Origin of the sequence: Planococcus soli, assembly GCF_016881065.1 — a bacterium.
Classification (GTDB): domain Bacteria; phylum Bacillota; class Bacilli; order Bacillales_A; family Planococcaceae; genus Planococcus; species Planococcus soli.
Genome location: NZ_WXYN01000016.1, coordinates 467,076 through 485,901, shown reverse-complemented (window position 1 = coordinate 485,901; position 18,826 = coordinate 467,076). Strand labels below are relative to the sequence as shown.

Here is an 18,826-nt window from a genome sequence, read left to right as displayed (position 1 = left end):
TAGTATTACTCTGATTTTGCGAATGTGCGTTTGAATTCATTGATCGCTGCACCAAATGCGTCATCAGCAGGTAAACCTTGAGTTGTACGAATAGTATCCAAAATTTCTGTGTGGTTTTTATCCAACCAGCTTGTCAATTCAGCTTCAAAGCGAGAAATGTCGTTGATAGCGATATCGTCAAGGAATCCACGAGTCAACGCATAGAAAATAACAACTTGTTTTTCAACTTTGATCGGATTGTTCAAGTCCTGTTTCAAGACTTCAACAGTACGTTTCCCACGCTCGATTTTCGCAGCAGTTGCAGCATCAAGATCTGAGCCGAACTGAGAGAATGATTCAAGTTCACGGAAAGATGCTAAGTCAAGACGCAATGTACCCGCAACTTTTTTCATTGCTTTGATCTGAGCTGAACCACCAACACGTGATACAGAAAGACCCGCGTTGATCGCTGGGCGTACACCGGAGAAGAATAGATCCGATTGAAGGAAAATCTGGCCATCCGTAATCGAGATAACGTTTGTTGGAATATATGCAGAGATATCGCCAGCTTGCGTTTCAACGAACGGCAATGCTGTGATCGATCCTGCTCCAAGAGTTTCGTTCAACTTCGCAGCACGTTCAAGCAACCGTGAGTGCAAGTAGAAGACATCCCCCGGATAAGCTTCACGGCCTGGTGGACGACGAAGCAATAGTGAAAGTTCGCGGTAAGCAGATGCTTGTTTTGTTAAATCATCATAAACGATCAACACGTGCTTGCCTTCAAACATGAATTCCTCAGCCATTGTGATACCTGCATAAGGAGCAAGGAACAATAATGGAGCTGGTTGTGAAGCCGAAGCGGTTACGACGATTGTGTAATCAAGTGCTCCGTTTTTGCGGAAAGTTTCTACTACGTTACGGACAGTAGATTCTTTTTGTCCGATTGCGACATAGATACAGATCATGTCTTGGTCAGATTGGTTCAAGATCGTATCGATCGCTACAGAAGTTTTACCTGTCTGGCGGTCACCGATGATCAATTCACGCTGTCCACGGCCGATTGGCACAAGTGCGTCAATCGCTTTGATGCCTGTTTGAAGTGGTTCATGAACCGATTTACGGGCCATAACCCCTTGTGCAGGGCTTTCAATTGGACGTGATTTAGTCGTGTTGATTGGTCCAAGACCGTCAACAGGCTGTCCAAGTGGATTTACTACGCGTCCGATAAGTTCAGGTCCTACCGGTACTTCCATAATGCGGCCAGTTCGACGCACTTCATCGCCTTCTTTGATGTCTGTGTATGGGCCAAGGATAATAATACCAACGTTGTTGGCTTCCAAGTTCTGCGCCATACCAATAGCACCAGTTGAGAATTCTACAAGTTCTCCAGCCATGATGTTGTCGAGGCCATGAGCGCGCGCGATACCATCACCAATGGTGATTACTGTACCAACGTCGTCAACTTTCATCTCTGATTGATAATTTTCAATCTGTTGTTTGATCAGACCGCTGATTTCTTCAGCTTTGATGCTCATGTATGTCACCCTCTCATAATTTCATAAATTAACCGATCAATTGACGCTGCAGACGTGCCAACTTCGTGCTCACGCTGCTGTCGTAAATGCGGTTTCCGATTTGAAGACGCAATCCGCCGATTAACGATGGATCGATGATGTTTTCAATTCGTAAAGATTGTTTGCCGATTTTGCTTGCAAATACAGTAGAGATAGATGCGCGTTCTTCCTCAGTCAAAGGACGTGTAGAATAAACTTTCGCATCTTCAATTCCCTGTGCATCGTTGGATAAAGCGACGAACTCGTCAACCAGTGAGCCGACTTCGTTCAAACGTTTGCGTTCTGCCATCAATTGAAGTGTATTTACGACAAACGGATTTGCCCCATTGAATACTTCATTGATCAAGTTTGTTCTTTTATCAGCAGAAAGTTTTGGAGAAACGATCAAATTGTAAAGTTCTGGAGTCATTTCAAAGACTTTTTTCACTTCACGCAAATCCTGTTCTACATCCAATGACGATCCATGCTTTTGAGCGACTTGGAACAATGCTAGAGCGTAGCGTTCTGCAACTTGACTCACTGAACTTCGCCTGCCTTCGCAATCGTTTCGTTAATCAACTGGCGGTTGTCTTCCTCAGAGATTTCTTTTTCAAGCACTTTCGTAGCAGCAAGCAATGACAATGCCACAACTTCTTCACGAACAGCTGAAATAGCTTTATCTCTTTCGTTGGCAATTTCCTGAACCGCAGCATCTTTCATGCGGCCAGACTCAGCGCGCGCTGTTGTAATGATTTCCTCACGCGAAACTTCGCCTTGCTTTTTAGCGTTTTCGACGATTTCCTGTGCTTGCGTACGCGCATCTTTAAGAAGGCTGCGCTGCTCTTCAAGCAACTTATGTGATTCTAGACGGCTGTTTTCAGCAGTTTCGATTTCACTTTTGATCAAATCTTCACGCTGCTGCATAATGCCCATCAAAGGACCCCATGCGAATTTCTTCAAAAGCAACATTAGCAAAATGAAGATAACAAGTGTAGCGAGAATGTCTCCAATATTCAAAAACTCCCCGGTTGCACCGAGTACAAGGTGATCAAAAAACACGATTGTTTCACTCCCTTCAAGAGCCTAAAATACAATTTCTTCTATAGTAAGATCTTTATCTGTTATAAGATGAATTTTCAAAAGAAAATGGGTTCATACAAGTTTAAATGGCGAAAACCATATCGAAGCATCCCCACCATTTAACTTTTTGTATAAAAATACTATTGGTTCATAACGATGAACGCGATAACTACAGCGATGATTGGCAATGCTTCAACCAATGCAACACCGATGAACATTGTTGTTTGTAGAACGCCGCGAGCTTCTGGCTGGCGTGCGATGCCTTCAACTGTTTTTGAAACGATAAGACCGTTACCGATACCTGCACCTAGTGCTGCTAAACCTACTGCGATTGCTGCTGCTAATAAACCTAATGAACCTGTCATTGTAATGTGTCCTCCTCAGGATAGTTGTTTTTTTGTTTGCTCGATGAGCAGTTTATACTCAATGGTCGTCGGCAACTTTATGCGATAAATAGACCATCGTCAACATAACGAAAATAAACGCTTGGATTGCCCCGATAAAGATCGAGAACCCTTGCCATAACATCATTGGCAAAATGCCTGCTGCAAATCCGAAAATACTTGCTGATGCGAGGCCTGCCAACAAAGTTAACAGGATTTCCCCCGCATAGATGTTACCGTAAAGACGCAGACCGAGTGTCAGCGTATTTGCGAATTCCTCAATGACTTTTAGCGGGAACAGGAATGGCATCGGCTTGATGTAGCCTGCTGAATATCCTTTAAGCCCCTTCAGCTTGACGCCATAATAATGGCTCAAGATAAGCACCATTGCGGCTAATGTCATCGCTACTGTCGGATCTGCTGTTGGTGATTTCCACCAAAGATCTCCGTTGACGACTATTGCAAATGGAAGCCCTAACATATTCGAAACAAAAATGAACATGATCAGAGTGATTCCAAGTACATGGAATCGGCCACCATCTCTCCAATCCATATTGCTGTTGATAATCCCTTTTACGAAATCCATGATCCATTCCATGAAGTTCTGCATGCCCGTTGGTTTGAGCTGCAAATTCCGTGTAGCGATAAAAGCAATAAGGAAGACGATAAGAGCGGCTACAAGTAGCATCATAACGTTGGATAGGTTGAACCAGATCCCGAACACCTCGAGCATAGGAGCGCCATGATCCACGATAGTTTCACCTCTCTTTCCACATTGTTAATGGTGTTTCACGTGATACACAATCCGCTCTGTCAATAACAGAGCGTAAGGGACCATCAACCCAATTACTGTACTGACCAAGTGAATATGCTCTGCGAATAAAATAGCAATCGCTACAGCTGCAACACCTGATGCAAACCGTAATGCCGTTCCAAGCGAACGAACTTTCGAGCCTTCAGCCACCGCACGGTCGAATTTCTCCATCCGGCGAACCAGAATCCACATGTTGTAAATGCCGAACAAAGTTCCGATTATGAGACCCGCGAACACCTCTTGATAAGGGGTAAACCCCCAACCAATAACGCAGAACGCCAAGATGAAGAAAATCATCTTTTTCAGCCTGGTATATATCTCCCTAAGTCCATCCATTTTACTTGTCTCCTGATTCGAATTTGCGGACAGTCTGAAGCATTGCCCAAACACCGGCAGTGATGCCTATGAATAGGCAGATGATCATGAAAAACGGGGCGGTCCCGAGCCTGTCATCGAGCCACATACCTGTGAACACACCGATGAGCACGGACCCGACAAGTTGTGAGAGGATGGCGCTGTAAATTGCCATCGCTTGTAAGGGACTTTTTGTTGGGCGCATGATAACCCCCTCGAACTTCGTTGATTTGACATTAAACCCCTAAAAAGAGCCGTCGCATCAGGCTTCCAAAACAACATAATCTATGTAAGAAAACCTTCTCATGCATACCCTTTGTAAGCATACATTAGGGGTAAAATCATGTCAATTAGTAGAAGTGAAAAACTTCACAAGCGATTTTCCTCTGACATATTGTTGACAAACTTTAAGAAAAATGTCCAATTAACCGTTTCTTTTACAGCTTCGAAAAATAAGCATGAAGCGCTTCAACGATCCGGATAGATGCTTTGCCGTCTCCGTATGGATTGGATGCTTGGGACATGGATTTGTAAGCCGCCTCGTCCGTCAGCAATTCCTTGGCCATTCCGTAAATCGTCTCTTCATCTGTCCCCGCAAGCTTCAAAGTTCCTGCAGCAATGCCTTCAGGACGCTCCGTCGTATCCCGGAGAACCAGCACCGGCTTGCCGAGTGAAGGCGCTTCTTCCTGAATTCCGCCAGAGTCAGTCAATATAAAGAACGAGCGGGCCGCAAAGTTATGAAAATCCAAAACTTCGAGCGGTTCAATCAAATGAATTCGCGGATCACGGCCCAATACTTCATCCGCCACTTCACGTACAGCGGGATTCATATGCACCGGATAAACCACTTGGATGTCGTCATGTTCTTCGATCAGGCGTTTAATCGCACGGAACATATTGCGCATTGGCTGCCCTAAATTTTCACGGCGATGAGCCGTCAGCAGGATCATGCGGTCAGTGCCGATTTTCTCCAGTATGGGATGCGTATACGTTTCACGCACCGTCGTTTGAAGTGCATCGATGGCCGTGTTCCCAGTAATGTAGATGGTTTCCGGCTTTTTGTTTTCGTCCAGCAGGTTCTGAGCTGATTTTTCAGTTGGTGAAAAGTGAATATCTGCCATGACTCCCGTCAATTGACGGTTCATTTCTTCAGGGTATGGCGAATATTTATTGTGCGTACGCAATCCTGCTTCGACATGTCCAACGGCAACCTGATTGTAAAAAGCGGCAAGGCTGGCAGCAAATGTTGTCGTTGTATCGCCATGCACCAAAACAATATCCGGCTTTGCTTCTTTCATGATTCCATCAAGCCCCTGCATCGCACGCATGGTCACATCGGTTAATGTCTGGCGATCTTTCATGATGTTCAGATCAAAATCAGGTGTGATTTTGAACGTCTCCAGCACCTGATCCAGCATTTCGCGATGCTGAGCCGTGACCGTTACCAACGGTTCGATGGTTTCGGGGTACTTTTGGAGTTCCAAAACAAGCGGCGCCATTTTAATGGCTTCAGGACGCGTACCAAATATCGTCATTACTTTCCATTTTTTCGTCAAGCTGATGTACCCCGCTCTCTTATTTTGTTCCGAACAAACGGTCTCCAGCGTCTCCGAGACCTGGAACGATATATCCTTTTTCATTCAGCTTCTCATCAAGTGCCGCAATGTAGATGTCCACATCCGGATGCGCTTCCTGGAGCGCTTCTACACCTTCAGGAGCGGCAATGATGCACATGAAACGGATTTTTGTGGCGCCCCGTTTTTTCATGGAGTTGACAGCTTCGATTGCAGATCCGCCTGTAGCAAGCATCGGATCGACAACGATAAAGTCGCGCTCTTGTACATCAGATGGCAGTTTCAAATAATACTCGACCGGCTGCAGCGTGACAGGATCACGGTATAAACCGATATGTCCGACTTTAGCGGCTGGAATCAGTTTCAAAATTCCATCGACCATGCCGATGCCCGCACGCAAAATTGGTACAACACCTAATTTTTTTCCGGCAAGCACTTTCGATGTCGCCATTTGAACCGGCGTCTCCACTTCGATTTCCTCTAAAGGCAAATCGCGTGTGATTTCAAACGCCATCAATGTGGCGATTTCATCGACCAATTCACGAAACTCTTTGGTGCCTGTAGACTTGTCACGGATGTACGTCAGTTTGTGCTGAATCAGCGGATGATCAAAAACGTATACTTTTCCCACGGCCTATCTCTCCTTTTCAAACATTATCTTAAATAGTATAACAGAAAATCATTTGCCCTAGTTGCCAGATCCCGCTTTGGCATTATTCAGTTATTTTCGCCTATGCTTTATTTCTCCACAGAAAAAAACCGGGAAGTATTTCCCCGGTTCTTCTTTAGTGCAAAAGATTTTTGAAAGATGCTTCGAAATGTTGCCGCAGGCTGCGGACTTCTTTCTACAATAAAAACGCTTCGTTCAGCGGCATCGGTTTGTAGAACAGATAGCCTTGCCCTACTTTGCAGCCGAGAGCCAATAATGTCTGGCGATCTTCTTCAGTCTCCACACCTTCTGCAACTGCGCGCATGTTCAGATTTTCCGCAAGCTGAATGATGGTTCGGATGATTGCCAAGGTTCCCGGCTCACTCATATTCGAAATGAAAGAGCGGTCTATTTTTAATTCTTCAACAGGCAGCTTCTGCAAATAGCTGAGCGATGAATAGCCTGTCCCGAAATCATCAATCGATGTTGTAAAACCGCAATGTTTCAAATGCTTGAATACTTTATTAGCTGTTTCAATATCCACAAACCCGATCCGTTCTGTAATTTCCAATTGGATCCACTGCGGATCTATGCCGTACTTTGCCGTCATATCCATCAGATGCGGCACAAAGGAATGATGGAAAAAGTGATCGGCAGATATATTGATAGCTACTTGCTGGAGCTGCAGGCCCTGCTCGACTCTCTTTTTCATCCAGCCCAGTACATGCTGGAGAACATTCTGCTCCAATAGACGAATCTTGCCGTTTTTTTCTGCAGCCGGAATAAAGACATCCGGAGGAATAATCCCCAGCTCTGGCGATGTCCACCGCGCCAGCGCTTCGAAGCTTAAGATTTTGCCGCTTGCCAAATCGACTTTGGGCTGCAGGTGAACACCCACTTCGTCGCGCCGGAGTGCGGCTGTCAATTCGTTGGCGACGCGCAGATCCTTCATCATGAATTCGTCATGTTCGCTCTCAAAATAACAGATGGATTCGCCTGTTCGAAGCTTTGCCTGAGACAGCGCACTGTCAGCACAACGAATCAGTTCTTCCGAATCTTTCTGATGCGGAGTCACAATCGCTACCCCCATTTTCAAAGTCAGGAACAATTCCATATCTCCGACAGTGATCGGTTCAACCAGCCCATGCAGCAAATGCTCCAGGTATTCCGGAATTCTCGTAAAAGGCGTCATGCTGTACATCGCCAATGTTGAGTCTGAAAACCTGGCAAGCAAATCTTGTGAGGAATTTTGCGACAGCATCAACCGTTTGCCGATTTCATTTAAAATGGTATCTCCTGCACTATGGCCATATTGGTCAACTACTTTGACATATTCATCTGTTGAAATAAAGGCAACAAAGCCTTCCTTGTTTTCCTTCAGCAATTCAACGATTTCGTTTCTGAAGAAATTCCGGTTGGGCAAATCGGTGTTTTCGTCTATATAGGCAAGCCGCAGAATTTCTTCCTGCTGCTGGGAGTATTTGATCGCCAGAGAAGCAATCGAGGCGATTTCTTCCATGAACGCCAAATCTTTTTCATGGGGCGCTGATGGCACAGAAAAGTAAATGCCGAATGTACCGATGGGAGTTCCTTCCACACTCATGATCGGGATTGACCAGCTTGAAACCAGGTTATAATCATCGACCAGGGATTGATGATTCCGCCATAGATATTCCGTACTCATATCTTTCGTAATCACCGGCTGCTGCCTGTGAAATGCCGCACCGCAGCCTCCAATATCTTCTTCTACTGCAAGGCCGCTGATCGCATCCAAAAATCCTTGCGGCATGGAACTTGCAGCACCTATTTTGTAAATTTCTGTCTCATCAATCAACAAAACCGTGCATTTTGCACTGTCTATAAAGAACGATTCGGCAGTATTGCAGATATTCTGCAGCAGCACGCTCAGCATATAGCCCTTTTCAATTCCTGTATAGGTCTCTTTTTGGAGCTTGATCAAGGCTTCTGCACGCTTGCGGTCCGTAATGTCATGCTGCAGCATCAATGTAAATTTAAAATTTTTCTCCGGAAATGACAAAGGTTGAACTGTTATTTCATTCCAGAACGGCGTGCCATTTTTTCGGTAATTGACAATTTCCACGATGCCGCTTTGGCCCGCATCCACGCATTCACGTATTTTGTCGCTTGCTCTTTTGGCGGTTTTTTCGCCATGCAGAAAACGGCCATTTCGTCCAAGCGTTTCCTCTTCGCTGTAACCAATCATTTTATAAAAGGCATTGTTGGCATAAACGACAGGCTGATTTTCCATTTCCGAATTGACGATCAAAAACGACGTGTGGAATTCAACACCAAGACGGCGCAGCCACTCCATGATTACCTTTTTATCTCTCTTTAGTTCATGCGTATGCATACGACGCGTCCCTCCTGTTGACAATTCTATGTATTCAAATGAGTTAAAGGATCCCCTTTTCTCACCGCATTGGACATCGTTGAGAAATTCCTTAAAACTAAAAGGAAATTTATTTTTCTGGTGTTTTGTAAAAAATTGTGAAGCAAATCAGCTCTGTCTTCTGGCCCATTGGTTGTTTAAAGTTGGGCTTCAGTTTAACTTACTTAGAGAAAAAATACAGCTGCCAAGCGTCATTACCCGGCAGCTGTATGGATTTATTTATATAAAGGATGTGCAGCAGTCAATGTAGCTGTGCGTTCTGCAGCATCTTTTTTCACTGATTCGTCTTCCGGATTTTTCAGAAGCATTGCCATAATGGAAGCAATTTCCTTCATTTCCGCTTCTTTAAAACCGCGTGATGTAACAGCAGCCGTTCCTAAACGGATACCCGAAGTGACGAATGGGCTTTCCGGATCAAAAGGAATGGTATTTTTGTTTGTCGTAATACCGACTTCATCCAGTACATGTTCTGCAACTTTCCCTGTCAGGTTCAACGAGCGAAGGTCGAGCAGCAGCAAGTGATTGTCTGTGCCGCCTGAGACGATGTTCACGCCTTCAGCAATCAAGCTTTCAGCAAGTGCATTGGCATTTTTCACGACTTGTTCAATATAGGTTTTGAATTCCGGCTGCAGCGCTTCGCCGAATGCGACAGCTTTTGCTGCGATTACGTGCATAAGCGGACCGCCTTGAATTCCCGGGAAGATGGTTTTATCGATTTTTTTCGCAAATTCCTCATTGCAGAGAATCAACCCGCCGCGTGGCCCGCGAAGTGTTTTATGCGTAGTCGATGTTACAAAATGGGCGTGAGGGACAGGGTTGGAATGGGCTCCAGTGGCAACAAGACCGGCAATATGGGCCATGTCGACCATCAGATATGCTCCGACTTCATCAGCAATTTCACGGAATTTAGCGAAATCCAACTGGCGTGAATAAGCGCTTGCTCCAGCAACCACCATTTTAGGCTTGTGTTCCAAGGCTGCCTGGCGGACTGCTTCGTAATCGATCAATTGCTCTTCTTCAGTGACACCGTACTCAACAAAGTTATACTGCATTCCGCTGAAATTCACTTTACTGCCGTGCGTCAAGTGTCCGCCGTGGTTCAAGTTCATTCCAAGAATGGTGTCGCCTTTTTCCAAAACTGCTGTATAGACAGCCATATTGGCTTGTGATCCGGAATGCGGCTGAACGTTTGCGTGCTCCGCTCCGAAAATTTCTTTCAGGCGGTCGCGGGCAATATTTTCAACAACGTCGACAAATTCGCAGCCACCGTAATAGCGTTTGCCCGGATAGCCTTCCGCGTATTTGTTCGTCAATACCGATCCCTGTGCATCCATAACGGCTTGTGAGACAAAGTTTTCAGAGGCGATCAATTCGATATTCGCTTCCTGTCTTTCTTTTTCTGCGTTCATCGCTTCATATACTGCTGGGTCTTGCGTCTTAATCAATTCCATCTGTATATCCCTCCCGTGATTGAACAAGCTCACGATTGTAGCTTGCACGTTCACCGCCAATCAATTTCGGCCGTGTCGTTGCAGCCGCCACAATCGCTTCACCTACTAGTTTAACAGATGTTCGCAACGGAACGGCAACTCTTTTCAAATGCATGCCGATCATCGTTTGCCCAATATCAATCCCAGCGTGAGCCTGAATTTCTTCCACCACCACAGGATCGGTCATGTTGCCGTATGCATAAGCACTCATCGAACCGCCTGCTTTTGCGACCGGAATTACAGTGACAGGTTCCCAACCATATTTCTCGGCTGCCCGACGTTCTACCGTCAATGCACGGTTAATATGCTCACAGCCTTGAAAAGCCAAAAACAGGTGATGGCGGGCCGCGAATTTCTCTAAAGGTTCAAACAGGCCTTCTGCAATATCAAGTCCGCCGCCTGTCCCGATGCGTTTTCCTGCCACTTCCGACGTTGAACAGCCGACTACAAACACTTGGCCTTTCCTGAAATCGATCTGCTGCTCCAATTCGCTTAAAACCTCTTCAAGTTGCAATTGCCATAATGTTTGCATGCCGACTCCTCCTTATTTTTCGAGGTCTGTGATTTTTTGGATGCGTTTTTCGTGCCTGCCGCCTTCAAATTCTTCAGTCAGCCAAGTTTGAGCGATTTCTCGCGCAAGCCCCGGGCCTATGACGCGCTCACCCATTGCCAAAATATTGGAATCATTATGCTCTCTTGTCGCTTTTGCGCTGAATACATCATGCACAAGTGCACAACGGATGCCTTTGACTTTGTTGGCTGAGATGGACATGCCGATGCCCGTTCCGCAAATCAGAATACCGCGATCAAACTCCCCGCTCGCGACACGGTCTGCAACCGGTTTTGCATAATCGGGATAATCGACCGAATCGTCCGTATGCGGACCAAAATCCTGATATTCGATGCCGATTTCGTTCATTAGGTTTACGATTTCTTTGCGCAGGTTATTGCCGCCGTGATCTGATGAAATTGCCACTTTCATGATATGCCCTCTTTTCTTAAAATCAAATTTATGGATCAGCCAAAAGCGCATTGTCGAATCGTGCCGAATGCCCATCACGCTTTTAATCAATTCTAACATTTTTACGCAAAAAAGACAGACTAAGCCTCGAGGGGCTTGCCTGTCTTTTTAACTCATGTCAATTTTATGATTAACTTATCAACTAAAACTTGAAGTTCCTGGAATGTCTGCTCATAAAGCTCTAGGGGGCCACCGTAAGGATCACTGATATCCTCCGCAGATCCATCAGCAAATTCCTTCAGTGTATACATTTTTGTCGCTGCTTCAGGATATGCTTGCAAAAGCGTCATTTTATGCGAATAGGTCATGGTCAATATCAACTCTGCCCAAAGCATATCCTGCGTATCGAGCGGCTTTGACGTATGTGTGAAAAGAATTTGCTGTTGGGCCAAAACGGCTTGCGCATTTTTGGATAAAGGCGCAATGCCGGCAAATATACCGGCAGACCTCGCTTCAATTCCCGGCAGGTTCCGGGCAGACAAAATGGCTTCAGCCATCGGACTTCGGCACGTGTTGCCTGTACAAACAAAAAGAATCTTCATGCTGCACCCTCCTTCAACAAATCAGCTGAACCACTTATGGTCGGCTGCCTTTTCGAGCCTGTTCATCAATGCATCGTTTTGCTGCATGCCGCTCTCAACCGAAGCTAAAATCAGGTCCGCATCCGTCGAATCGCATTTCCGTAAACTGGCATACAGGCTTTCTGTGGAAAGCGGAAAATTATAGTCGGCCGTCGGGTATTCACTTTCACTGATGACAGCCACACGCTTCCCTTTTTTCTGGACATATTCAATCGCTTTTTCAATCAATCTCGCTTCGTTTTCAATCAAATACAACGGCGCAGAAGGTGCATAATGCATGTATTTCATTCCCGGCGATTTGGGTGCGTTCGTTTTGTTTTGAGACGCTGATCGAACCATTCCAATAACTTGTTCAATCTGTTCTTTCGACACTTTCCCCGGACGCAATATGACCGGCGGTTCACAAGTCGTATCCAAAACCGTAGATTCAATGCCGATTTCCGTAGCGCCCCCATCTAAAATCAATGGGATTTTGCCATTCATATCATGATAGACATGCTCAGCTAAAGTCGGGCTGGGCTTGCCACTGGTGTTGGCGCTAGGTGCAGCCAAAGGCAATTTCAGCTCCTGCAACAGTTTGAGTGCTACCGGATGATTGGGAACACGAATGCCCACCGTATCCAGGTTTGCCGTAACATTACCGGCAAACGTTCCTGGTTTTTCCTGCATGATCAAAGTTAAAGCGCCTGGCCAAAATGCATCCATACATTGCAGCGCTTTAGCAGAAACTTCCTGCACATGAGTCAGTGCTGCCTCTTTCGAACCCACGTGAACTATCAAGGGATTATCTGCTGGCCGTCCCTTCGCTTCAAAGATTTTGCTTACCGCTTCCGAATTCGTAGCATCTGCTCCCAATCCGTAAACCGTTTCGGTTGGAAACGCGACAACATCACCCGACCGAAGGATTTCCACAGCCTGTGCATAACATTTTTCTTCATCCACATTCTTATCCACAGAAATAACTTCCGTTTTCACATGAACAACTCCTATTTTTTAAGGGTTTTCGTCATTTTATCCACAATAAGTGGATAACTAGCTCTTAATCATGCACGTTTTGTGCATAACCTACTCGATTATTGCAAAAACCATCCGATCATTTTTGTTGATATCTTTTTTACTATAGACCAAAGCATCTGGAAAAGCGTCTCTTAACATCTTTTCGACTGCTGCTCCCTGTTGATAACCTATTTCGAATCCGATGATACCCGGCTTTTGGAGCAAATCCGGCAATTGTTGAGCCATTTTTTCGTAAAGATCCAAACCTTCTTTATCCGCAAACAAAGCACTGTGAGGTTCAAAGTCGCGAACGCTATCCGATAATCCAGGTGCTTCGGCATGGGCAATATAAGGCGGATTGGATAAAATAACATCCCATTTCCTGTCTTGTATCGGTTCGCTTAAGTTGCCTAAGCGAAAGTCGATTTCAGCATTCAATAGTCCTGCATTTTTTGCAGCCACTTCTAATGCAGCCTGCGAAATATCAGTGGCAGTTATTTGTGCTGATGGCAGCTCACATTTCATCGTGATGGCAATAACTCCGCTGCCCGTTCCAATATCGGCAATGGACAGTTCTTTTTTTGTCAGATAACGACCGATTAGCCCCAGTGTTTCTTCTATTAACTCTTCGGTTTCCGGCCTTGGTATCAATACATCCGAATTTACCAAAAAGTTTCTTCCATAGAATTCTTCGCTGCCTGTCAAATGCTGAACAGGAATTCCTTTGGCGTGCTGCTCGACATTTATCCAGAAGTTTTCAAATTGCTGCTCCGTGATTTCGTCGCGCATCGCAGCAATCAGACCGGAATACGTTAGTCCCAACTCGTGCTGCAGAAGGATGCGTGCTGCCCCTTCTTCGCGGCCGTTTGCCTCTAAATAAGAAGAAGCCCTCTTGAGGGCCTCAAAAACATACTTAAGCTTGGTCATTGTTCAGGCTTTCCATGCGTGCCGATTGTTCTTCCACAATCAATGCATCGATAATTTCATCCATTTTCCCTTGTAAAATCTGGTCCAGCTTTTGAATTGTCAAGCCGATCCGGTGATCCGTTACCCGGTTTTGAGGATAGTTGTATGTCCGAATCCGTTCAGAACGGTCGCCCGTTCCAACTGCAGATTTACGGACTGCGTCGTATTCAGCCTGAGCTTCCTGCTGGAATTTCTCGTAGACGCGTGCACGCAATACTTTCATTGCACTGGCTTTGTTTTTAATCTGCGATTTTTCATCCTGACAAGTTACGACAGTATTCGTTGGAAGATGCGTTAGGCGGACGGCTGACATTGTCGTGTTGACCGATTGTCCACCAGCGCCTGAAGATGCGTAGGTATCTGTCCGGATATCATTGTCATGAATTTCAATTTCCACTTCTTCCACTTCCGGCAAACAAGCCACTGTTGCAGTGGAAGTATGGATTCTTCCGCCAGATTCGGTTTCTGGAACCCGCTGTACACGGTGGGCGCCATTTTCATATTTCATTTTCGAATAAGCGCCTTTCCCGGTAATCATGAAAACAATTTCCTTGAAGCCGCCAAGTCCTGTCGGGCTCGAATCCATCACTTGTACTTTCCAGCCATTGGATTCGGCAAAACGTGTATACATGCGGTAAAGATCGCCGGCAAACAAAGCCGCTTCATCTCCACCAGCCGCTCCACGAATTTCCATAATGACGTTTTTATCGTCATTGGGATCTTTAGGAATCAACAGTTTGTGAAGACGCTCTTCAACTACTGTAATTTGCCCTTCAAGTTCACTGACTTCTTCTTTGACCATTTCGCGCATGTCGGCATCCATCTTGTCGTCGAACATGGCTTTCGCTTCGGCCAGTTGGGCGGTCAAATCTTTATATTCCCGGTATGTCTCAACCGTATCCTGCAAATCGGATTGTTCTTTGGAATACTCGCGCAGTTTATTGGTATCGCTGACGATATCCGGGTCGCTCAGCAGTTCGTTTAAACGGTCGTATCTATCTTCCACTGATTGTAATCGATCAAACATGGGTGTCACCTCGAGTTCTATTTTTTTGTTTTTATTAGTGATGAAGAAATCACTCCAAGCGGACGCTTTCCGCGGGCAATCCGCGACGTCCTATCTCGTCAACTGCATGAACCGCATCCTGCGGGTCCGAGAACGAAGTTGGTTTGCGGAATATCAGCAGACGAATATCATTAGTTCAACTTATCTATTCACTTAACAGTAACGCCTGTCGGCACTTCGTGGTGATGGCGGCAGCGAGGCTCGTAAGCTTCTGATGCACCTACCAGAATTGTCGGATCGTCCGAGCCTGCCGGTTTTCCGTCGATTAAGCGCTGCGTGCGGCTTGCTGGAGAACCGCAGACGGTACAGACAGCTTGAAGTTTGGTCACTTGTTCAGCGATTGCCAACAATGCCGGCATCGGGCCGAATGGACGTCCTCTGAAATCCTGGTCAAGTCCGGCCACGATAACACGGAAACCATGGTTGGCCAGTTTTTGGACATTTTCAATAATATCTTCGTCAAAAAACTGGGCTTCATCTATGGCAATAACATCGAATTCATCGGTAATATACTCCCACATTTCATTGGAACGGGAAATTGGCAAAGCAATCACAGTGGCTCCATTATGCGAAACAACCGCTTCTTTACTGTAACGGTCATCGATTTTCGGTTTAAAAACGGCAATTTTTTGTTTGGCGAACTGGGAACGTCGGACACGGCGGATCAGCTCTTCTGATTTTCCGGAAAACATGCTGCCACAGATCAATTCAACCCATCCTGTTTGTTTCATGACGTACATAGGTAATACCCCTTTCAAACACTTTGTTGTTTTTGTTGTCCTTCTTGTTAAGGAAAACCTAGAAATTTACGTATCCGAGTTGTAGAAACGACATGCTTTGATGCAGGTGATGTTTCTCTTTATTCTATCAAAAATAATACTGCAGCTTGCTGTTTTCTTGGAATATGTAAGGTATTTTTTCAGATAGAAGGCGAAAAAAAATACCCGCCAGGCGTTTGCGCGCTAGGCAGGTATATTTTTATTTACTCGTTGATTTCTTCTTTTAGGCCGTATTTTTTGTTGAAACGATCTACGCGGCCATCTGCTGATGCGAATTTCTGACGTCCAGTGTAGAATGGATGACATTCAGAGCAAAGCTCAACGCTGATGTTTTCTTTTACAGAACCAGTTGTGAAAGAGTTCCCACATGAGCAAGTTACTGTAGCTTGTTTGTAATCTGGATGAATACCTGTTTTCATACTATTTTCTCCTCTCGCCCTGAACCATCTGGAACAGAGTTTAATCTATTTTACTATTGCCTTACACGGTTCTTTAGACCGTATATGCAATAGCTTTGCTTTGATTCACTTTCATAATCATATCAAATTCCCACAAATTTTGCAAGCAATTAAATCATCTTCTTGTTGCTTCGATGGGTTTTCATTTCCGTTGCCAATTGCTCAAAAAATTCTTCGTTTGTATCTGTTTGACTCATTTTTCTCAAGAAACGTTCACCAAAATCATGCGAATCCGAGAAGGTTTTTCGAATGGACCAAAGCTTTTCGAGCTGCTTCGGCTCAATCAGCAATTCCTCTTTGCGTGTTCCGGACCGGCGAATATCAAGTGCCGGGAAGATGCGGCGTTCTGCCAAAGATCGGTCAAGATGCAACTCCATATTGCCCGTCCCCTTAAATTCCTCGTAAATGACTTCGTCCATGCGGGATCCGGTCTCCACTAAAGCAGTGGCTAAAATTGTCAAACTGCCGCCCTCTTCGATATTGCGTGCTGCTCCAAAAAAGCGTTTCGGCCGGTGGAAAGCTGCAGGATCGATTCCTCCTGATAGTGTACGGCCGCTCGGCGGAATAACCAAGTTATATGCTCGCGCCAAACGTGTAATCGAATCCATCAAAATGACAACGTCACGTTTATGTTCGACGAGGCGCATCGCACGTTCGAGAACAAGTTCTGCAACCTTGACATGATTTTCGGGCACTTCATCAAATGTCGACGAGACAACGTCTGCATCTACCGACCGTTCGATATCCGTCACTTCTTCAGGACGCTCGTCAATCAGCAGGACAATCAATTCCGCTTCCGGATGATTGGTCGTGATCGAATTGGCGATTTCTTTCAACAGCATCGTCTTACCGGCTTTTGGCGGTGCCACAATCAGACCCCGTTGGCCAAAACCGACCGGCGCGACCAAGTCCATGATACGCGTGGACAAATGATCGGGCGTCGTTTCCAAACGGATGTGGCGGTCTGGGTAAAGCGGCGTGAGCCCTGGGAAATGGACGCGTTCTTTGGCCACTTCCGGATCTTCGCCGTTTACCGCTTCCACTTGAAGCAAACCGAAATAGCGTTCATTTTCTTTTGGCGGACGCACTTTGCCGGAAACTTTATCGCCATTTCTCAAATCAAAACGGCGGATTTGGGAAGCGGAGATATAGATGTCCTGTGAACTGGGCGAATAATTGATCGGGCGCAGAAAGCCGAATCCTTCTGATTGGATTATCTCCAAAACACCTTCCATAAAGAAGAACCCTTCCTGCTCTGCACGCGTTTTCAAAATCGCGAAAATCAATTCTTTTTTGGTCAGCTTGCTGTAATTGGTCAGCTTATATTCTTTTGCTAAATTATAAAGTTCTTTTAATGTCATATTCTCCAATGCGGAGATTGTAATCGTTGCCATATATCGGACACCACTCTTATTCGTATTATTTTTGGTTTGTAGATAAGTTGAAGGACTGCATTAAATTTTCCAGCTCTCTCAGAAGTCTTCAGGATTACTATTTTTTTAGCGCAGGAGCAATCGTCTTTGCTCTACCCAAAGAGGCCGAAGCGATGGCTGAAAGCTAATTTTTTTAGTTCAACGTAGATAGATTCAACTTATATGATTTGAGGATCAGTAGTGAATGATTGAGAAGATCTTAAAGAAGAAGCCCGGCAAATTGCCGGACTTATTTTATGAAGTAGGATCATTAATCGTTCATTACAAGATTGGGCTTTTTCTGCAGGCTGTGGCGCCCTTCGATAAAGCGGATCGTGCCTGATTTCGCGCGCATAACCAATGTATGGCTTTCGGCGAAACCGCCTTTAAGCTGAACGCCTTTTAATAATTCGCCGTCTGTGACGCCTGTAGCCGCAAAAATGGCATCATCGCCTTTGACAAGGTCCTCCATCATCAGGACTTTGCTTACGTCAATGCCCATATCGATGCAGCGCTGCGCTTCTTCTTCGTTCTGAGGAACCAATTTCCCTTGGATTTCACCGCCCAGGCATTTTAAGCCGACTGCTGCGATAACGCCTTCAGGTGCTCCGCCAGTTCCGAACAGTATATCGACACCCGTTTGGTCGAATGCAGTGTTGATCGCACCGGCTACATCGCCGTCATCGATCAGTTTGATGCGGGCACCCGCTGCACGAATCTGGTCAATGATATCCTGATGGCGCGGACGGTCCATAATTGTGGCCACGACTTCTTCGATGTCCTTATTTTTGGCTTTTGCCACTGCACGAAGGTTGTCGATGACGGGAGCGTTAATGTCGATTTTGCCTACTGATTCCGGCCCAACCGCAATTTTTTCCATGTACATATCTGGTGCATTCAGAAGGTTGCCGCGATCCGCGATTGCAAGAACTGCCAAAGCATTCCATCCACCCGCAGCGACAATATTTGTTCCTTCCAAAGGATCTACGGCGACGTCCACTTCAGGACCGTTGCCTGTCCCCAACTCTTCCCCGATATACAGCATAGGCGCTTCATCCATTTCACCTTCGCCGATGACTACGACACCACGCATCGGAATGGTATCAAATACCTTTCTCATTGCAGTGGTCGCTGCATCATCCGCTTCAACTTTCATGCCGCGGCCCATCCATTTTGAAGAAGCAATTGCTGCCGCTTCAGTGATACGCACTAATTCCATCGAAAGACTTCGTTCCATATTATAAGTTCCTCCAGTTCAGCT

Annotated in this window: 21 protein-coding genes; all 21 read right to left on the bottom strand. The window is 45.7% G+C overall.

Annotated elements, in window-relative coordinates; translation table 11 throughout:
• Positions 1-5 precede the first annotated feature (5 nt).
• Positions 6-1,514: a F0F1 ATP synthase subunit alpha gene (gene atpA, locus GJB59_RS10125; protein ID WP_142827141.1), complete on the bottom strand. Its 1,509-nt coding sequence runs from the start codon at positions 1,512-1,514 to the stop codon at positions 6-8.
• A gap of 28 nt (positions 1,515-1,542) precedes the next feature.
• Complete coding sequence (locus tag GJB59_RS10120) at positions 1,543-2,073, bottom strand: F0F1 ATP synthase subunit delta (RefSeq protein ID WP_142827140.1); 531 nt, start codon at positions 2,071-2,073, stop codon at positions 1,543-1,545.
• Positions 2,070-2,591 (bottom strand): F0F1 ATP synthase subunit B, encoded by a 522-nt coding sequence (gene atpF, locus GJB59_RS10115; protein ID WP_142827139.1) that lies wholly within the window; start codon positions 2,589-2,591, stop codon positions 2,070-2,072. Before atpF ends, GJB59_RS10120 begins: the two co-directional genes overlap by 4 nt.
• A gap of 161 nt (positions 2,592-2,752) precedes the next feature.
• On the bottom strand, positions 2,753-2,977 hold the full coding sequence (gene atpE / locus GJB59_RS10110; protein WP_006829234.1) for a F0F1 ATP synthase subunit C: 225 nt from the start codon (positions 2,975-2,977) through the stop codon (positions 2,753-2,755).
• A gap of 58 nt (positions 2,978-3,035) precedes the next feature.
• Positions 3,036-3,746: a F0F1 ATP synthase subunit A gene (atpB, locus tag GJB59_RS10105; RefSeq protein WP_142827138.1), complete on the bottom strand. Its 711-nt coding sequence runs from the start codon at positions 3,744-3,746 to the stop codon at positions 3,036-3,038.
• A 27-nt stretch (positions 3,747-3,773) separates the two neighbouring features.
• Entirely contained in the window at positions 3,774-4,145 is a 372-nt protein-coding gene (locus tag GJB59_RS10100) for an ATP synthase subunit I (RefSeq protein WP_142827137.1), read from the bottom strand.
• Position 4,146: 1 nt separating this feature from the next.
• Positions 4,147-4,368, bottom strand: a complete 222-nt coding sequence (locus GJB59_RS10095; RefSeq protein ID WP_142827136.1) for an AtpZ/AtpI family protein — start codon at positions 4,366-4,368, stop codon at positions 4,147-4,149.
• A 232-nt stretch (positions 4,369-4,600) separates the two neighbouring features.
• Positions 4,601-5,719, bottom strand: coding sequence for a non-hydrolyzing UDP-N-acetylglucosamine 2-epimerase (gene wecB, locus GJB59_RS10090; RefSeq protein WP_142827135.1), 1,119 nt, complete (start codon positions 5,717-5,719; stop codon positions 4,601-4,603).
• Positions 5,720-5,738: 19 nt separating this feature from the next.
• Positions 5,739-6,368: a uracil phosphoribosyltransferase gene (upp, locus tag GJB59_RS10085; RefSeq protein WP_142827134.1), complete on the bottom strand. Its 630-nt coding sequence runs from the start codon at positions 6,366-6,368 to the stop codon at positions 5,739-5,741.
• Positions 6,369-6,582: 214 nt separating this feature from the next.
• Positions 6,583-8,757, bottom strand: coding sequence for an EAL domain-containing protein (locus GJB59_RS10080; RefSeq protein WP_142827133.1), 2,175 nt, complete (start codon positions 8,755-8,757; stop codon positions 6,583-6,585).
• A 254-nt stretch (positions 8,758-9,011) separates the two neighbouring features.
• Positions 9,012-10,247 carry a serine hydroxymethyltransferase gene (gene glyA, locus GJB59_RS10075; RefSeq protein WP_142827132.1) on the bottom strand — a complete coding sequence of 412 codons (1,236 nt, stop codon included), beginning with the start codon at positions 10,245-10,247 and terminating at the stop codon, positions 9,012-9,014.
• Positions 10,234-10,818, bottom strand: a complete 585-nt coding sequence (locus tag GJB59_RS10070; protein WP_142827131.1) for a TIGR01440 family protein — start codon at positions 10,816-10,818, stop codon at positions 10,234-10,236. Before GJB59_RS10070 ends, glyA begins: the two co-directional genes overlap by 14 nt.
• Before the next feature lie 12 nt (positions 10,819-10,830).
• Complete coding sequence (rpiB, locus tag GJB59_RS10065) at positions 10,831-11,268, bottom strand: ribose 5-phosphate isomerase B (RefSeq protein WP_142827130.1); 438 nt, start codon at positions 11,266-11,268, stop codon at positions 10,831-10,833.
• Positions 11,269-11,420: 152 nt separating this feature from the next.
• Positions 11,421-11,849 (bottom strand): low molecular weight protein arginine phosphatase, encoded by a 429-nt coding sequence (locus GJB59_RS10060; RefSeq protein ID WP_142827129.1) that lies wholly within the window; start codon positions 11,847-11,849, stop codon positions 11,421-11,423.
• Positions 11,850-11,870: 21 nt separating this feature from the next.
• A complete protein-coding gene (locus tag GJB59_RS10055) occupies positions 11,871-12,863 on the bottom strand; it encodes an L-threonylcarbamoyladenylate synthase (RefSeq protein WP_142827128.1) in 993 nt (330 codons plus the stop codon).
• Between the two features lie 90 nt (positions 12,864-12,953).
• Positions 12,954-13,811, bottom strand: coding sequence for a peptide chain release factor N(5)-glutamine methyltransferase (gene prmC / locus GJB59_RS10050; RefSeq protein WP_142827127.1), 858 nt, complete (start codon positions 13,809-13,811; stop codon positions 12,954-12,956).
• Positions 13,798-14,877 carry a peptide chain release factor 1 gene (prfA, locus tag GJB59_RS10045; RefSeq protein ID WP_142827126.1) on the bottom strand — a complete coding sequence of 360 codons (1,080 nt, stop codon included), beginning with the start codon at positions 14,875-14,877 and terminating at the stop codon, positions 13,798-13,800. The genes prmC and prfA overlap by 14 nt, the downstream gene beginning before the upstream one ends.
• 188 nt (positions 14,878-15,065) lie before the next feature.
• Positions 15,066-15,656 carry a thymidine kinase gene (locus GJB59_RS10040; RefSeq protein ID WP_142827125.1) on the bottom strand — a complete coding sequence of 197 codons (591 nt, stop codon included), beginning with the start codon at positions 15,654-15,656 and terminating at the stop codon, positions 15,066-15,068.
• Between the two features lie 242 nt (positions 15,657-15,898).
• A complete protein-coding gene (gene rpmE, locus GJB59_RS10035) occupies positions 15,899-16,114 on the bottom strand; it encodes a 50S ribosomal protein L31 (RefSeq protein ID WP_006829249.1) in 216 nt (71 codons plus the stop codon).
• Between the two features lie 149 nt (positions 16,115-16,263).
• Entirely contained in the window at positions 16,264-17,547 is a 1,284-nt protein-coding gene (gene rho / locus GJB59_RS10030) for a transcription termination factor Rho (RefSeq protein ID WP_142827124.1), read from the bottom strand.
• Between the two features lie 289 nt (positions 17,548-17,836).
• Entirely contained in the window at positions 17,837-18,802 is a 966-nt protein-coding gene (gene glpX, locus GJB59_RS10025) for a class II fructose-bisphosphatase (RefSeq protein WP_142827123.1), read from the bottom strand.
• Between the last annotated feature and the right edge of the window lie 24 nt (positions 18,803-18,826).

Bases quoted from the DNA above. Each gene is read 5' to 3' on its own strand.
- rpmE (WP_006829249.1), bottom strand. From the start codon at position 16,114: ATGAAAACAGGTATTCATCCAGATTACAAACAAGCTACAGTAACTTGC.
- rpiB (WP_142827130.1), bottom strand. From the start codon at position 11,268: ATGAAAGTGGCAATTTCATCAGATCACGGCGGCAATAACCTGCGCAAA.
- GJB59_RS10070 (WP_142827131.1), bottom strand. From the start codon at position 10,818: ATGCAAACATTATGGCAATTGCAACTTGAAGAGGTTTTAAGCGAATTG.
- atpE (WP_006829234.1), bottom strand. From the start codon at position 2,977: ATGACAGGTTCATTAGGTTTATTAGCAGCAGCAATCGCAGTAGGTTTA.
- glyA (WP_142827132.1), bottom strand. From the start codon at position 10,247: ATGGAATTGATTAAGACGCAAGACCCAGCAGTATATGAAGCGATGAAC.
- GJB59_RS10100 (WP_142827137.1), bottom strand. From the start codon at position 4,145: ATGGATGGACTTAGGGAGATATATACCAGGCTGAAAAAGATGATTTTC.
- prfA (WP_142827126.1), bottom strand. From the start codon at position 14,877: ATGTTTGATCGATTACAATCAGTGGAAGATAGATACGACCGTTTAAAC.
- prmC (WP_142827127.1), bottom strand. From the start codon at position 13,811: ATGACCAAGCTTAAGTATGTTTTTGAGGCCCTCAAGAGGGCTTCTTCT.
- GJB59_RS10060 (WP_142827129.1), bottom strand. From the start codon at position 11,849: ATGAAGATTCTTTTTGTTTGTACAGGCAACACGTGCCGAAGTCCGATG.
- atpA (WP_142827141.1), bottom strand. From the start codon at position 1,514: ATGAGCATCAAAGCTGAAGAAATCAGCGGTCTGATCAAACAACAGATT.
- GJB59_RS10080 (WP_142827133.1), bottom strand. From the start codon at position 8,757: ATGCATACGCATGAACTAAAGAGAGATAAAAAGGTAATCATGGAGTGG.
- rho (WP_142827124.1), bottom strand. From the start codon at position 17,547: ATGGCAACGATTACAATCTCCGCATTGGAGAATATGACATTAAAAGAA.
- glpX (WP_142827123.1), bottom strand. From the start codon at position 18,802: ATGGAACGAAGTCTTTCGATGGAATTAGTGCGTATCACTGAAGCGGCA.
- GJB59_RS10095 (WP_142827136.1), bottom strand. From the start codon at position 4,368: ATGCGCCCAACAAAAAGTCCCTTACAAGCGATGGCAATTTACAGCGCC.
- GJB59_RS10040 (WP_142827125.1), bottom strand. From the start codon at position 15,656: ATGTACGTCATGAAACAAACAGGATGGGTTGAATTGATCTGTGGCAGC.